This is a genomic window from Culturomica massiliensis, from assembly GCF_900091655.1.
Taxonomy (GTDB): Bacteria; Bacteroidota; Bacteroidia; order Bacteroidales; family Marinifilaceae; genus Culturomica; species Culturomica massiliensis.
In genome coordinates this window covers 2,836,509-2,851,719 of record NZ_LT594621.1, presented here as the reverse complement: position 1 = coordinate 2,851,719, position 15,211 = coordinate 2,836,509, and the positions used below count along the sequence as shown (strand labels likewise).

The 15,211-nt window shown below is 39.5% G+C and carries 13 protein-coding genes; 7 read left to right on the top strand and 6 right to left on the bottom strand.

Translation table 11 applies throughout. From position 1 onward, the window contains the following. Positions 1-156: 156 nt before the first annotated feature. The 4 genes from BN8908_RS13090 to BN8908_RS13075 all read left to right on the top strand — a co-directional run bounded on the left by BN8908_RS13090 (position 157) and on the right by BN8908_RS13075 (position 6,061). Positions 157-2,319, top strand: a complete 2,163-nt coding sequence (locus BN8908_RS13090) for a S46 family peptidase (RefSeq protein ID WP_021989274.1) — start codon at positions 157-159, stop codon at positions 2,317-2,319. Positions 2,320-2,497: 178 nt separating this feature from the next. Then, positions 2,498-3,517 (top strand): branched-chain amino acid aminotransferase, encoded by a 1,020-nt coding sequence (locus BN8908_RS13085; RefSeq protein WP_021989273.1) that lies wholly within the window; start codon positions 2,498-2,500, stop codon positions 3,515-3,517. Positions 3,518-3,685: 168 nt separating this feature from the next. Continuing rightward, positions 3,686-4,042 carry a BlaI/MecI/CopY family transcriptional regulator gene (locus BN8908_RS13080; protein ID WP_021989272.1) on the top strand — a complete coding sequence of 119 codons (357 nt, stop codon included), beginning with the start codon at positions 3,686-3,688 and terminating at the stop codon, positions 4,040-4,042. A 180-nt stretch (positions 4,043-4,222) separates the two neighbouring features. Then, positions 4,223-6,061: a M56 family metallopeptidase gene (locus tag BN8908_RS13075; RefSeq protein WP_068691043.1), complete on the top strand. Its 1,839-nt coding sequence runs from the start codon at positions 4,223-4,225 to the stop codon at positions 6,059-6,061. Between the two features lie 185 nt (positions 6,062-6,246). On the opposite strand, the gene BN8908_RS13070 is transcribed toward BN8908_RS13075, so the two are convergent. The 4 genes from BN8908_RS13070 to BN8908_RS13055 all read right to left on the bottom strand — a co-directional run bounded on the left by BN8908_RS13070 (position 6,247) and on the right by BN8908_RS13055 (position 9,309). Beyond that, entirely contained in the window at positions 6,247-6,900 is a 654-nt protein-coding gene (locus tag BN8908_RS13070) for a DUF6624 domain-containing protein (RefSeq protein ID WP_068691041.1), read from the bottom strand. Between the two features lie 167 nt (positions 6,901-7,067). After that, a complete protein-coding gene (locus BN8908_RS13065; protein ID WP_068691039.1) occupies positions 7,068-8,339 on the bottom strand; it encodes a DUF4252 domain-containing protein in 1,272 nt (423 codons plus the stop codon). Positions 8,340-8,362: 23 nt separating this feature from the next. Beyond that, on the bottom strand, positions 8,363-8,794 hold the full coding sequence (locus tag BN8908_RS13060) for a hypothetical protein (protein WP_068691038.1): 432 nt from the start codon (positions 8,792-8,794) through the stop codon (positions 8,363-8,365). A gap of 2 nt (positions 8,795-8,796) precedes the next feature. Beyond that, entirely contained in the window at positions 8,797-9,309 is a 513-nt protein-coding gene (locus BN8908_RS13055) for an RNA polymerase sigma factor (RefSeq protein ID WP_068691036.1), read from the bottom strand. A gap of 750 nt (positions 9,310-10,059) precedes the next feature. Here BN8908_RS13055 and BN8908_RS13050 point away from each other — a divergent pair. Then, positions 10,060-10,992, top strand: coding sequence for an alpha/beta hydrolase family protein (locus BN8908_RS13050; RefSeq protein WP_227461818.1), 933 nt, complete (start codon positions 10,060-10,062; stop codon positions 10,990-10,992). Positions 10,993-11,009: 17 nt separating this feature from the next. Beyond that, entirely contained in the window at positions 11,010-11,213 is a 204-nt protein-coding gene (locus BN8908_RS19200) for a tetratricopeptide repeat protein (protein ID WP_472924968.1), read from the top strand. Positions 11,214-11,318: 105 nt separating this feature from the next. On the opposite strand, the gene BN8908_RS13045 is transcribed toward BN8908_RS19200, so the two are convergent. Both BN8908_RS13045 and BN8908_RS13040 read right to left on the bottom strand, forming a co-directional pair. Continuing rightward, positions 11,319-11,819, bottom strand: a complete 501-nt coding sequence (locus tag BN8908_RS13045) for a CPBP family intramembrane glutamic endopeptidase (protein ID WP_021989265.1) — start codon at positions 11,817-11,819, stop codon at positions 11,319-11,321. A gap of 143 nt (positions 11,820-11,962) precedes the next feature. Next, a complete protein-coding gene (locus BN8908_RS13040) occupies positions 11,963-12,511 on the bottom strand; it encodes a CPBP family intramembrane glutamic endopeptidase (protein ID WP_082989263.1) in 549 nt (182 codons plus the stop codon). A gap of 1,214 nt (positions 12,512-13,725) precedes the next feature. On the opposite strand from BN8908_RS13040, the gene BN8908_RS13030 reads away from it, so the two are divergent. Beyond that, the gene (locus tag BN8908_RS13030) at positions 13,726-15,099 is read left to right on the top strand and encodes a S41 family peptidase (RefSeq protein ID WP_068691030.1); all 1,374 of its coding nucleotides are present in this window, start codon (positions 13,726-13,728) and stop codon (positions 15,097-15,099) included. The last annotated feature ends 112 nt before the right edge of the window (positions 15,100-15,211 follow it).

Sequence of the window (15,211 nt, the reverse complement as noted above, 5' to 3'; positions counted from 1 at the left end):
AGATTTGTAACTTTATGCTACTGTAATTATTCTTCGTTTATTATCTCTTGAAAAACGTTAGGAATAATTCTTTTTCAAACGATTTAATTATATATTTGCAGTTATATAAGTGCTAAAGTTACAAATTAATATTAAAAAACAGGAAAAAAGAGAAATATGAAAAGATTACTGATTGTTATTTTGACGTTGCTTACGGTTTCAATGGTTCGGGCTGATGAGGGGATGTGGTTGTTGTCGTTGTTAAAACAGCAGAACATTGAAAAAATGCAGCAAATGGGCTTTAAATTAAGCGCCGAAGATATTTATTCTGTAAACAAGCCTGGGATTAAAGATGCAATCGTCGGATTGGGAAATATCGGCCGGCCGTTCCGTCATTTTTGTTCCGGAGAAATCGTATCGGACCAGGGTCTGATGATTACCAACCATCATTGCGGTTTTGGTGCGATTCAGGCACATTCATCGGTAGAACACGACTATTTATCCGATGGTTTCTGGGCTTATAAAATGGAAGACGAATTGACCAATCCAGGTATAACCGCTTCTATCCTGGAAAGAATGGAAGACGTAACCGACCGGGTAAATGCCGTATTAAACGACAATATGAGCGCAATGGAAAGAGACGTTGCCCTCGATAGCATCTACAAAGTGATCGTGAAAGAAGCTACCGACAGTACCGATTTGAGCGGTCAGGTAATTTCTATGTTTGAAGGAAATCAGTTTTTCCTCTTTTTGTATACCATTTACAAAGACGTTCGTTTAGTGGGTGCTCCTCCCCAGAGCATGGGTAAATTCGGCGGAGATACCGATAACTGGATGTGGCCGCGCCACACCTGTGATTTTTCCATGTTCCGTATCTATACCGGTCCGGACGGTCGTCCCGCGGAATATTCGAAAGATAATGTTCCTTTGAAACCGAAACACCATTTGCCGATATCCCTGAAAGGCGTTCAGGATGGTGATTTTGCAATGATTATGGGTTTCCCGGGATCGACAGACCGCTTTGCTACCAGCTATAGCTTGCAAAATACGATAGATGCCACCAATGCCATTCGTTATAAAGTGCGTACGGAAGCTTTACGCATCATGAAAGAAGAGATGGATAAGAGTCCGAAAACGCGTATCCAGTATGCTTCAAAACATGCCAGCAGTGCCAATTACTGGAAATATTCTTACGAACAGAACAAAGCGCTGGAGCAATTGAATACGATGGGAAATAAAAAGGAGATAGAGGCGGAATTTACTGCTTGGGTAAATGCCGATCCTGCCCGTAAGGCTCAATACGGTAATGTATTGCCCGAGTTGGAGAAAAACTTTAAGGATATCCGGAGTTATGCCGAGGCTCAGACTTATTTATTTGAAGCACTGGGAGGACCGGAAGCCCATAAGACAGCTTATGCTTTTGCCGGACAACTTGAGAAATTGTGTGATAAGGAAACTACTGCGGAAGAAAAAGCAGAAATCCGGAAATCCCTGAAAGAAAGTGCACAGGAGTTTTTTAAGGATTATAATGCCGAACTGGATGCCCGCTTATTTGCTGCATTGTTTAAAATGTACGATGAAAATGTGGACCCCGATCTGAAACCGGAGATTATCGAAATGATCAATAAGAAATACAAAGGAAATTATGAAGAATTTGCCCGGGACATGCTTCACACCTCCGTATTTATGAATGAGAAAGCTTTGGATGCATTTATCGATAAGCCGAATTGTAAAAAATTGAAAAAAGATTTGGCTTATCAGGCCGGCACCTCTTACATCGGAATGTGGATCAAACTTTCGGCCTACATGAACGATATGAAGGAAAGCATCGCTAAAAACAACCGTTTGTTTGTGAGGGGGCTGATGCAGATGGAACCGGACAAAGTTATGGCTCCGAATGCAAATTCAACGCTTCGTCTGACTTATGGAAAGGTAAAAAGTTACAAACCGCGGGATGCCGTGTTCTATGACTATTATACGACCCTGACCGGCGTGATGGAAAAGGAAGGCCCGAAAGGAGGCGAATTCGAAGTACCGGACAGATTGAAGGAACTTTATAAGGCAAAAGATTTCGGTCAGTACGGTGAAGGCAATGTCGTGACCTGTTTTATTACAGACAATGATATTACCGGAGGTAATTCGGGTTCACCCGTAATCAATGCGAACGGCGAACTGATCGGAGCGGCTTTCGACGGTAACTCGGAAGCGATGTCCGGAGATATCGATTTTGAGGAAAACCTGCAACGGTGTATCAATGTAGATATGCGCTATGTGCTTTTCGTAATCGATAAATATGCCGGTGCGAAAAACCTGATCGATGAAATGACATTGGTAAAATAAAAAGGCAAGCCGATTATTTTAATAATACATAGATAAATTGTAAATTTTAGATTGACGATTTGGGATTCATAAATCCGACGACGAACCCCTTTGTTCAGACAATTTAAAATTTACAATCTAAAATTTACAATTTACAATTAATATTGGTTTTACTGGTTAGAATTTAAATATTACAACAATGAAAAACATGAATTGGAAAGATTTGTCTTTCGGTTATTCTAAGACAGATTATAATGTACGCTGTTATTATAAAGACGGCAAATGGAGCGCTCCGGAAATAAGCGATTCGGAGATGTTGAGTATACACATGGCTTCAACTTGTCTCCACTATGGACAGGAAGCTTTTGAAGGTATGAAAGCTTTCCGAGGCAAAGACGGTAAAATCCGTTTGTTCCGTTGTGAAGAGAATGCAAAACGGATGCAGAATTCTGCAGATTATGTGATGATGCAGGCTCCTTCTGTCGAATTGTTTACAGAAGCAGTAGTCAAAGCAATCAAGGCAAATGAAGAGTTTGTTCCGCCTTATGAATCAGGTGCCAGCCTGTACATTCGTCCGCTTTTGATCGGTGTAGGCCCGCAAATGGGGGTTGCTCCGGCTAAAGAATATATGTTTGTGGTGTTTGTTGCTCCGGTAGGACCCTATTTTAAAGAAGGTTTCAAACCGACGAAAGTGATGTTGGAACGGAAATACGACCGTGCAGCTCCCAACGGAACGGGGCATATCAAAGTAGGAGGAAATTACGCAGCCGGAATGCGCTCAGGTGTTGTGGCCCATGAAAAAGGCTATTCAACGGCTATATTCCTCGATTCGAAAGAAAAGAAATACATCGACGAATGTGGTCCGGCTAACTTCTTCGGTATAAAGAACGGTTTGTATATTACTCCGTATTCCCATACGATTTTACCTTCCATTACCAATGCCAGCCTGATGGTGTTGGCCGAAGATATGGGATTGAAAGTAGAACGCCGTCATATTCCGGTAGAAGAGTTGGAAACTTTTGAAGAAGCAGGAGCATGTGGAACCGCTGCTGTCATCAGTCCGATCAGCCAGATCGATGATCTGGAAAACAATAAGAGCATCCGTTTCGGAAAACCGGATGTAGCCGGAGAATGGAGTACAAAATTGTACCACCGTTTGCGTGCCATCCAATACGGAGACGAACCGGATAAATTCGGTTGGATTACTGTCGTTGAATAATTTTCACTGATCTTAATATCGGTATTGCCTGGGAATTCCTGAACCGGAATTTTCAGGCAATTTTTTTCAGGGTATTTTTTGAGAAAAATAAAAATTTTCCGCTTAACAGTTGTTTTATTACGAAATATTCGTAGATTTGCGATATAATCGTAAATAAAAATCAGGATGATGGAAAAATTGACATTTCAGGAAGAAGAACTTATGCTGATTATCTGGCAAGTAAAAGAAGGAGTAATTAAGGATTTCCTGATGCAGATGGAAGAACCGCGTCCGCCCTATACGACAGTGGCTTCCATCGTGAAGAATTTGGAAAAGAAAGGATATGTGGAAAGTAAGCGTTACGGCAATACTTATGCCTATCGGCCTTTGATCGAAGAAAATGAATATAAGACGAAATTTATGTCGGGAGTCGTGCGCAACTATTTTGCCAATTCATATAAGGAGCTGGTTGCATTTTTTGCGAAGAAACAAAAGATTTCAACTGAAGAGCTGAAAGAGATTATAGATTTAATAGAGAAGGAATAGGATATCCCGGACCGGGACAGGAGTGTAAAAAGATCGGTTTGGAACGATCTGAAATGACATTCATAGAAATTGTAAATTTTAGATTGCTTGGCAAAAGGATCCGATGGCGGATTTATTTAATCTGAAATCTACAATCGGGAATGTTGGTTAAGGTCCGGAATTTAAAATGAAGAAGGCATTATGGATAATTTGTATGTCTATATTTTGAAAGTGAATATCGCATTGTTGGTATTTTGGTTATTTTGCCGTTTGGTCTTCGGGAAAGACACTTTTCTTGGGATAAAACGGGCTTGTTTGTTAACGGTCCTGGGATTATCCTTTGTTTACCCTCTTATCGATATTGCAAGTTGGATAAAAGAAGAACAGCAGGTTGTGCTGGTTCGTTATGCAATGGATATTCAGCACATCGCTTTTTCCGTATTACCGCAGGAGCAGGCTGTTGTACTGACGTGGGAACGGATATTGTGGGGAATATATCTGGCAGGGGCCTTGTTTTTATGCGTACGGATGTTGGTGCAATTATGGTATATCTGGCGTTTTATCCGATTGGGGAAACGTTTGGATTGTCTGGGAACAACCGTTGTTTCTCCCGGTAGCGGAATTGCTCCTTTTTCTTTTTGCCATTGGATTTTTATGCATCCGGACGATTATACGCTTCGGGAAATGCAGGAAATTCTGGCTCATGAAAAAGCACATGTCGCCCAAAAACATTCCCTGGATATGCTGTTGAGTGAGTTTGTATGCATTGTTTTTTGGTTTAATCCGGCGGTGTGGTTGTTAAGGCATGAGATTCGCCAGAATCTGGAATTTCTGGCGGATCAGGATGTCATGGAGGCGGGATATAACCGGAAAAATTATCAATATCATTTACTGCGTTTATCGCATCAATCGGCTGCAGCACAAATCGTAAATAATTTCAATGTTTCACAGTTAAAAAAACGGATTATCATGATGAATAAAAGAAAAACATCGCGGGCGGGACTTTTAAAATATGCTCTGTTGGTGCCTGTCACCGGACTGTTGGTTATGTCCAGTAATGTACAGGCTTTAGCACGTTTGCTTCCGGAAAAGGCAGTTGCCCGGGAAGTGATCGCCCGGCAACCGCAAACAGATAAGAAAATTCAGGTGAAAGGCACAGTTTTAAATGAAAGTAAGACTCCGGTAACAGGTGCTATTGTTTTGGTAAAGGGAACCAGCTACGGAACGACTACTGACAAGAAAGGTAATTTTACTTTGGAATTGAATAAGGGAGAGACAATCGTTGTGAGTTATGTCGGGAGAAGAACTATAGAAGTCAAGGCCGACAATTTTGTGGATGACGGTAAAGAGGCCGATCTGGTCATTGAATTGCAACCGGAAGCTAAAGTCCTGGACCGGGTGGAAGTTGTTGCTTATACTGCAAAGAAAAAGACAAAGATAAAAGATGAAGTGATGGAGGTTGTGGAAAGTACACCTCAATTTCCGGGCGGAGATGTAGCCCTTAAAGCTTTTCTGCTCGAAAATGTAAAATACCCGCAGGAGGCCCAGCAAAAAGGTATCACCGGAGAAGTGATGGTCGGTTTCAGAGTGAATGAGCAAGGGAAAATTATTGACCCCCAGGTAGTGACAGGCGTTGATCCGTTATTGGACAAGGAAGCATTACGGGTAGTGAAAATGATGCCCGCTTGGACTCCTGCCCGGCAAAGAGGGAAAGCCGTTCCTTATGATTTTATGATTCCGGTTAATTTCTCTTTAAGCGGAAAAGTCGATGAGATCATCGTGACGGGTAGTTTTACAGTTAGGTCTGATAGGGGAGAGCCAATCCTGAAAATGATGTCTGCCGGAAGCCAGCCGCTTTATGTGATAGATGATGTTATTCAGCCGGAATCCGTAAAAGATATATCCAAAATAGCCGATCCGAATAATATTCAGACAATCACAGTACTGAAGGATGAATCGGCTATAAAAATATATGGAGAGAAAGGAAAAAACGGTGTAATTATTATTACTACAAAAAAGAAGGATGAACAAAAAAAATAATTTTGGAAAAGAATATTTAGGCTGAATATTTATAGAGTCCTGAAGGGGCTTGGATTTTGCCCGGGTTTACTTTGTATACCCGGGCAAATTTGTATGTTTATCCGGTTCTGTTTGTGTCTGGAAACTGTTTGCCGGGAATCGTAAAAGAAAATCCGGCGATTAAAACCGGATTTGTATGCATGTACTTATAAGCCTGTCTTTTTTTTCTGGATTTCGTCGATTGTCAGTTCTTTGTCCCAGATGACATGCATGCCTCGTTGCTTGAACACTTCCAGGTACTGTTCGATCGGGGGTAGGTTTATCGCCTTCCGTAACGAGTCTAGCCGGGAAGGATTTTCTACCGGCCACAGATAGAACACCTGATCTCCGGTCTGTTTATCTGTGTAACTGACCGTTTGAGTGCCGTAAATTTGTTTTTTTCCTGTGTGCATTAAGATGCGGTCGTATAATGTCATACACGAACTTTTGTCCAGATTGCCTTTCTTTACCTGTTGCTCGATCAGGGGAAAATACTTTTGTTGATCTGTAATATTTCCATGATCGACAACTAAAAAGATAGCTTGATTGGCTAATGGTGACAGGTTGTCGGGCCATCCTTGTTCATCCAGAAGTTTATAGATCACGGCTTGATTTTCTTGATCGGTATTGTGCATTGTCTGTACGAATTTAAGTACACTGTCCTGTGGAAGCTTGCCTGTGAATACGGTTTCGAAATTGGCTCTGACACGCTGGTCTTTCCGGTATATCTCACACAATAGGGAATCCACAGAACGATAATCTTGTGCTGTAGCGGCAAATACCGTGCAGATAATTATGGCTGTTGAGAGGAGTTTTTTCATTTTTAGGACTTTTGAGTAAGTGAATCTGGCAGATTTAAAATTGCTTAATAATGGAATTCATCGTCGGATTTATTTAATCTGAAATCGTAAATCTACAATTTTAAACCTGCTGTTTTATACGATGTCGAAGGTGTTGTCCGAAACGGGGTAAACTCGTTTCCCTTTTTTTATTTTGTCGTAATAAACACTTCGGCACTTTTATAGTATCCGGTTTCTTTTTCTGCTTGGGTAATGGGGCGGATTTGGCGGATATTGGCGATATCGACACCGGAAAAATCCGCTGCTGCCGCTCCGTTGAGCCATAGCAAAGGCTTGTCGGATTTGGCAAGATTGTATTTGAAATCCTGATTATCGTATTTGAAACGTAGTGTATTGTCTTTTAGTGAAATGAAATCACCTAATCTGCTGTCGGATGTGACGATAAGGTAAGATTTGCGGCTGTCTTTTTTATCGTTGACCAGATTCACGTATTTGATTTGTTCGGGCATGGTGATCTCTTCTCCTTCAAATTTGATGCCGTCGACAATATAAATGATATCCAGATTTTTCGTGTTGATTTTGATTTTGGTTTTACCGTTATCTTCTGTAATCTGTATGGAACTGCCCATTGTACTGATCGTATTTCCGAAATCTCCGATATTACTGCCCAATTGGTCGAAAAAGCTGCCCATTGTGCTGAATCCCGAACCTATGGTATTGAAAATAGAATCCATAGTTCCAAGCCTGAAATTGTTAAAAAAAGTCGAATCATCCCCCGAAAAGCTGAAGTTGAAATTTGTTCCCATATTGAAATTCCGTCGCATTTCTTCTGCCTTTTTTCTCATGATTTCTGCTTGCTTTCTCATTTCTTCCGCCTGCTTTTTAACCTCTTCAGAGGACATCGTGTTGTAATTGAACGATTGCAGATAAGATGTGTATTTTTCATTGTTCGGATTCAGGGCCGACAAGGAGTTAAGCCCTTTGATATTTAAAGCCCGGGAAAGCAAAGCGATATTTTCTGCCTGGATATTACCCCGTAGTTCAATGATTTCCAGATTGTTTTTCGTTTCCTGATTGATGACAACCAGATCCGATAATTTATCTTCCGCATTCTTGGAATAAATAAATTGTTTGCTGTCGTTGGTGGTGGCACTTTTTACCAGAGTATACCCCTTCTTTTTCAGTTCGTCGGTAAATTTGCCGGTAATACCGTCGGCTGTCCATGTTGTATTGCGTACCAGATCAAACGAAAGAATGTTGACTTCGTTCAAATCTTTTAATAACTTTTCTGCTGCCGGCGAGAGATTTTTCTTTTTATACAGGCCGTACAAATTTTTATCCAGGTGAGTAATGGTTACACCGTCTTTTCCTTCATAAGCCGACATGAGCTTATGAACCTGGGCATGGCTGAAAAAGGGAAGAAGCATGCCTGCAACGAGAATAAATAATACTTTTTTCATGGCAATCCTTATTTAATTGTTTGTTATTCGATGGCAATGATCAGTTTATGATCTTCATACAATACTTTTTCATTTGGGCGATCCTCTTCCAATATATTACCGATGGTGCGTAAAGCATTTTCGAAACGCTCACGCTTTATATTGTCCGTAACTTGCAGATCGGATGGAAGTGCCGGCCTAAACGAACCTTTGACAAAAATAATCAGTACCAGCATAGCGGCGATGCTTCCGGCTGTCAGATATAATTGCCGGAAGTGTTTTTGCCGTCGCTTCCGTATGCCTTGCCGTATGCCGGCATATAAGCCTTTGGGCAGGCTCTCCTGAACCGGACCGGTGGATAAGGCCGGTTCTTCCGTCAGATGGCCCCGGCGAAACTCTTCTTTGAGGTATCTTTCTTCTGCGAGGGTCGTCTCTCCCCGGTAATATCGTTTTAATATATCCTGTATATTATCCATAATCATTCGTATTTCGAAATACTGTATTGTTTTACCAGAATCTCTTTGATTTTGGTGCGGGCCCTGGATAACAGCACCCGTATATTGTTCAGGCCGAGGCCGGTGATTTCTGCAATCTCATTGTATTCCATCTCTTCGATCTCCCGGAGAATGACAACCTCCCGCTGGTTGTCCGGAAGGGTATCGATAATCTGCTTTACCAATGCCGCCGTTTCTTTATCTTCCAGTGACCGGAGCAGGTCGTGATCGTAACCGCTGTTTTTGTACATCTGTTCTTCATCATATAACGGTTTTTGTTTTTTAAGAATGTCGAGGCATAAATTGCGTGTGATTTTCAAAGCCCATGCTTTGGGATTTCGCACCTTGCATAACTCCCGGCGCATCTCCCACAGTTTATACATCACATCCTGGGTAATATCCGCAGCTCCGGACCGGTCGCCCGTCAGATGTACCGCAAAAGTAAAAATGTCGTGTGTCAGCGGTAAAATCGATGTATTGAACTCTTTCTCCGTCATCGTATACAAGACGATTATACAACAAATATATTACACGAAAAGGGACGGAAATTTACACAAATAGGAACAAAAAACTTCTTTTCCGGATATATATATGAAAACAGGAGGATAATGCATTGATATTCATGCTTTTTTTCTGACGGTTTTTATTTACACATGAAATAATGACAATGCGGATAGCTGAGATATGAATCCAAAATCCGGACAGATTCTTACCGGATGCGGATATTTCTGTGAGTAAGGAAATCAGGTGACAGAGTCATGCAGAAAAATCGTGATGTTTTTATTTGGCCGACTTATTGATTAAAAAAGTTGAAAAATACGTGAAAATATTTATATTTGTTGTAAATCTGATAGATCGGTCGGCAATACAAGGCTAAAGGAAAAGAACCGGTCGTACAGCTTTGAAAATTTGCCGGGTATGGACGGAAAGTTTTACGGATTACCGCGGATATCCCGGAAGCAAGGATAATAAAATGTGTATTTTATAATAAGTAATCGTTCGTAATTAGTTATACATTTTAAGAATGTCGATCATCTGAAATCGGGCAGATTACGAAAATATTAAATAAGTCGAGGGACTTAATTTGAATTATGCAGATGAAATATTATGGTTTTTTGTTTATTGTAAGTTTATTATGGACCGGACATCTTACCGTGTTGGCTCAAGCCGGTGAGGTAGATGTGGCGGAGCAGTTGCGGACATTGAATGCCGATCATACCGGATTTTCACGTTCTTTTGAAGAAGTAATGAAGAAAGTGGATGATGTGCTGTGGTATAACAAGGTGGGGGACGTGGCCTATGTCGATAAAGTATATCTGTGTGGTCCGCCTAAGGCCAATCCGTCCAATCCCACAGCTATGGGTGTGAATAACCCGTTGAAGTTCTGGGCGTATGTATTTGTTCCGAAAAGTATTGATCCGGACAAAAAATATCCTTTGATCGTTTTTGCCCATAGCGGAGTACATGCGGATTTTTCGACCTATTATGCCCATATTGTCCGGGAATTAGTGGCCCAGGAGTATATTGTAGTGGCGGCCGAATACCGGGGAAGTACCGGGTATGGTGCCGGGACGTATAAAAACATCGATTACGGTGGTCTGGAAAATCAGGATGTTTACGAGAGCGGACAATATATGGTTGAAAATTATAGTTTCGTGGATAAAAACCGGATTGGGATTATAGGCTGGAGTCACGGAGGAATGATTACGCTGATGAATCTGATGACCTATCCCGGTGTGTATAAATGTGGGTTTGCGGGAGTACCTGTTTGTGATGTTATCATGCGGATGGGATATGCCGAAGATGGTTACCGGGAAATGTTCAGGCGGGACATCGGGAAAAGCGCCAGGGGTGATATTGCAGAATACAAAAGGCGTTCTCCGGTGTGGCATGCCGACAAGCTGAAAGACCCGGTATTGATCTATACGAATACGAATGACGACGATGTGAATGTTATCGAAGTGGAACATATGATCAGGGCCCTGAAAGCGGAAGGAAAGCAATTTGATTACAAGATATTTCAGGATATGCCCGGCGGGCATTCTTTTGACCGGATCGACATCAGAACCGCGACCGAAATCCGCTACGATATATACAAATATCTGGCAAAACACCTGAAACCCTCCAAACCGTTTAAATCCCATAAGGAATTGAGAATAGCCGCCTATCGTTTCAATTGAACGGAGATTGGATATAGCTGGGTAAAAGCATTTGTTTTTATAAGAATTACTATCCTTCTGCTGCGAACTTATACGATAGCCTGGGTGAACTGTACGAACGCCGGCAACAACTGAAAGCGGCTCGCCGCTGCTACCGTCAGGCATTGAAAATCGCCCGGCAAGACAAAGATATGATACTCATGCTCCCGGCATACGAAGCACATTTGAAGGGTGTAAAATAAACGCAAAGAATTATTTGATTTTTTCCTGTTGATTCATAAAAAGTATACTTGTATAATTGATCATTGCTGATAAAACATGTCCGAATAAATGAATCTCCGCTAGCCTTACAATATTTCAAATACCAATAGCATAAATAAAGCAAAAGCGTTGAGAGTAGAATGAGCCAAGGTCATAGACCAATACGGTTTATTGTTATATTCCGACCTTAAAATATATGTGTACATCAGAATGCTTCCTATAAAAAAGGTGCTGATTATATAAAGCAGGCTGAAATTATGTACCAGACTGAAACATACAGATGAAATTAAGACGATAGTTATATTGTTAAAATGCAACCATTTTTTTAATTGATAAATAAGTGTCTGAAATAATGCCGTTTCAACAATAGGTGCTAAAATCAAAGCCGATATTAATATCGTAACGGTTAAGGTCGGTTGTTCGGGATTTATTAGTTCTTCTCTAAACTGAATATCCTCTAATTGAAACATTTTGAAGGGCAAGTAAACAATGGCTTTTGTTAGATTAACCGCAACCAACACGATAAGGCAAAATTGAATCATGTTCGCTTTGCCTATGATTTTTTTTAAACGATGAATGTTATACATTATGCAATAGATTTACTTTTAAAACGTGTCGAATGCAAAAGGAACAAAACCGGCATATCGAAATGCTCACTGCTGTTAAAAAATCAAAGTACGATCGGATAAGAAAACGTCATGTCGTATTGCTTTATCCCGATGACCATTATTTACAATATTTCAAATACCAATAGCATAAGTAAAGCAAGAACGTTGATAGTAGAATGAGCTAAGGTTATAGACCAATACGGTTTATTGCGATATTTTGCCCTTAAAATATAGGTGTACATTAGAATACTTCCCGTAAAAAAGGTGCTGATCATATAAAACAGGCTGTAGTCATGCATCAGACCGAAACATACAGCTGAAATCAGTACAATAGTGATATCGTTAAAATTCAACCATTTCGTAAATTTAAAAATAAGTGTCTGATACAATGCCGTTTCGATAATAGGTGCAAATACTAAAATGTCTAACAACAGATCGACGGTTAAAACGGGTTTTTCCAGATTTATTAATGGTTCATTAAACTGTATATCATTTATTCGGAGTATTTTAAAAGGTAAATGAACAATGGCTTTTGTCAGATTAACCGCAATCAACACGATAAGGCAAAATTGAATCATGTTCGCTTTGCCTATGATTTCCTTTAAACGATGAATATTATACATTGGATTATAAAGTGGAAGGTTGTTTGAGCTTTTTAACGATAAATACATATATCCCCGTATTTAGAACAAGAGTCCCCATAATGACAGCTAAATGTAAATAATTACCTCCGGTGGCAAAATCTACAACTTCAATTAACGTTGCGATCGACGTACAGATATACAGCAAGCTGATTTTATGGCCTATGCGACTTAATGCGAGTAACATATAACAAAATCCGTACATCGGTATCCGGTATACCGTTTCGCAGGTATGCTGATTTAGGATTATTCTTAATAGAAGTGCGATTAGCAATAGGAGAATTAAAAAAGTGATGTACTTATATTTTTTCATTGTATTAATTATTATCGGGGGGCATTCAGTTGCTGGATTTATCGTATGACAATTGAAATCGTGCCCTATGAGTACTTGATCCTTCATATTTCGTTTTAATTGCATCACCGGACTACCCGGTGGTAATTTTTCCAATTCGTCCGATAATACCTGTAAAGGCGAATGAACAACACAGGGAAAAATTCAAATCGGTTATCGGTAATTTTGCGGCGCTACCTTTAACAAAAGCAGGGGTAACACTTGCTGAACGTTAAATTTTGGGTTACTCTGCCAGGCCTTAAACCTTACTGCCAAAGGTGTGTTTACCTGAATCTGTCTGTCAAAAATTTATCCGACAATCTTACGATCGTTTATTGCCACGCAAATACTTCGATGTTAGCTTCAACAGGTTTAAAATCGGTTTGTATGATTGCTTCCCGGTGAGCTGCTTTGATTTAACAAAAAGGTTTATCGGTTGGGCGTTTCCGGTTTATCGTTATCCTTAAACATAAAAATCGAATCCTATTTTAAGACGTACCACAAAGGCTGTCCAACCGACCTGACATACAGACGGAGGCAAGATATATAAAAAAATGTAAAGAGACAAATACAATAAACAAAAATATTCGTTACATATATTGAATATCGGCAAAATATTCTATTTATTAGTAATAAAATGGAATACTATTTTCTCAATTTTATATATTTGTAAACAAATATCAAAGGATATGAGATAAGTAATTCGTTGATAAACGACAATAAATCGTTTTAATACGTATTCTTAAACTCTCTGATTTTATAAATATTGTGGTGAAAAACAGAGCTTTATTCATATTTAGACTGTAACGATATAAAGCAATACTCTATGTATAATTTAGATGAAACGACACTTTTTTGATATTGATCATGAATAATTGATATTACAAAACCGGATTTAATTTTTATTTGAAATATGTTAAAATCAATAGGGTTATCGTGTATTTTATTGGGGATATTTTATTGGGGATATTGTCAGAATTCTCGGGGATATGATCTTGTTGAGGCTTATCCGGAGGTGTTGGTGAATCCTTATTCCCGGCCGTTTTCCCCGGATTCTGTAATAACAGCTTTTCCAAAAGATGTAATACATCCTCATCTTTTTGAGAGTTTGCCGATATCGGAAAGGGATTCTATCCGAAGGATAGTGATTTCCAGAATGAAGAAAGACACGCTTAATTTAACGGAATCATTATATGCTTTTAAACCTTATTTTGATCGGTTGAAATTTGAAGATCCTCATTTCCGTCCGTTAATCCCTTGGTTTATCACGAAAAACAATAGAGCGAATTCTGATAAAATACCGATATTGCCTTGGGATATTATTAATATAAACGATACCATTATCATTGATCATTCATATGATGAAAAATTCCATAAAGGAGATCGTATTTTAGAGATTAATAATACGCCTGTTGAGGAATTTATAAAGTACACGTATACGAACCGTTATTCTCCGTTTATTGTTTATCAGGCTTATTATCACTATGCTTATAGTCCCGGCTATACGGTTAAAACTCAACGTCAGAATCAAATACTGAATATTCATACGGAAGGAATAACTTACGATCATTATTTAAAAAATAAAATCTCTGAAAATCAAAAGAAAATATGGGCAGACTATAAAACCGGATATTTCAGTATTCCGGCTTTCAGGTATAATAAAAGTATCATTAAAGACCTGTATTCTTTTATTAAGCGTTTGAAAAAAATAGGCTATCCGAACCTGATCATTGATATACGAAAAAATGGGGGAGGCAGTGGAAGCGATTTCGATGAGTTAATGTCGTTGCTCGTTAATAAGGACACGGTCGTTTATTTAAAAAATGTCAGATTACGGGTGTCTCCAAATACCATTAAAGATTACGATTTTCTTACGGAAGACAGGATGGGGCAATTGATTAATTTGCCTGAACGGTATTTTGTTAAATCATTTCCTTTGAATAAAGAGAAATACCAGAATATGAATATTTACGTATTAATAAGTGAAGATACGGGATCACAGGCCGCAACTTTTGCCAATATTTTGCAATATAACGGTTCTGCAAAATTGGCCGGTGTTCCGCTTTTGCACAATGCTTTGAAATACGGGGAAATAACTCATCTGCCGTGGAGCAGTAATCCTTACGCCACAGTAAGTATCTCAACAATAGAACTCGATGAATACACCCGCAATCCGGACGGTCAGGTATATCCGGATATAGAGATTCCTTTCGTTGCCTCGGAATATATGAAAGGCGGCGATCCTGTCCTGGAAAAACTATTGGAACATATCGAAAGTACACGGTGAAATAAAAACCGTATATTTTATCGTATAAATCGATGTTTATAATTAGTTATACATCTCAAAGATTTAATAAGTTGTAATCCGAATGATTATAAAAATATTAAATAAGTCGGTG

Coding starts and splice junctions, on each gene's coding strand:
- BN8908_RS13090 (WP_021989274.1), top strand. CDS start 157: ATGAAAAGATTACTGATTGTTATTTTGACGTTGCTTACGGTTTCAATG.
- BN8908_RS13085 (WP_021989273.1), top strand. CDS start 2,498: ATGAAAAACATGAATTGGAAAGATTTGTCTTTCGGTTATTCTAAGACA.
- BN8908_RS13080 (WP_021989272.1), top strand. CDS start 3,686: ATGGAAAAATTGACATTTCAGGAAGAAGAACTTATGCTGATTATCTGG.
- BN8908_RS13075 (WP_068691043.1), top strand. CDS start 4,223: ATGGATAATTTGTATGTCTATATTTTGAAAGTGAATATCGCATTGTTG.
- BN8908_RS13070 (WP_068691041.1), bottom strand. CDS start 6,900: ATGAAAAAACTCCTCTCAACAGCCATAATTATCTGCACGGTATTTGCC.
- BN8908_RS13065 (WP_068691039.1), bottom strand. CDS start 8,339: ATGAAAAAAGTATTATTTATTCTCGTTGCAGGCATGCTTCTTCCCTTT.
- BN8908_RS13060 (WP_068691038.1), bottom strand. CDS start 8,794: ATGGATAATATACAGGATATATTAAAACGATATTACCGGGGAGAGACG.
- BN8908_RS13055 (WP_068691036.1), bottom strand. CDS start 9,309: ATGACGGAGAAAGAGTTCAATACATCGATTTTACCGCTGACACACGAC.
- BN8908_RS13050 (WP_227461818.1), top strand. CDS start 10,060: ATGAAGAAAGTGGATGATGTGCTGTGGTATAACAAGGTGGGGGACGTG.
- BN8908_RS13045 (WP_021989265.1), bottom strand. CDS start 11,819: ATGTATAACATTCATCGTTTAAAAAAAATCATAGGCAAAGCGAACATG.
- BN8908_RS13040 (WP_082989263.1), bottom strand. CDS start 12,511: ATGTATTTATCGTTAAAAAGCTCAAACAACCTTCCACTTTATAATCCA.
- BN8908_RS13030 (WP_068691030.1), top strand. CDS start 13,726: ATGTTAAAATCAATAGGGTTATCGTGTATTTTATTGGGGATATTTTAT.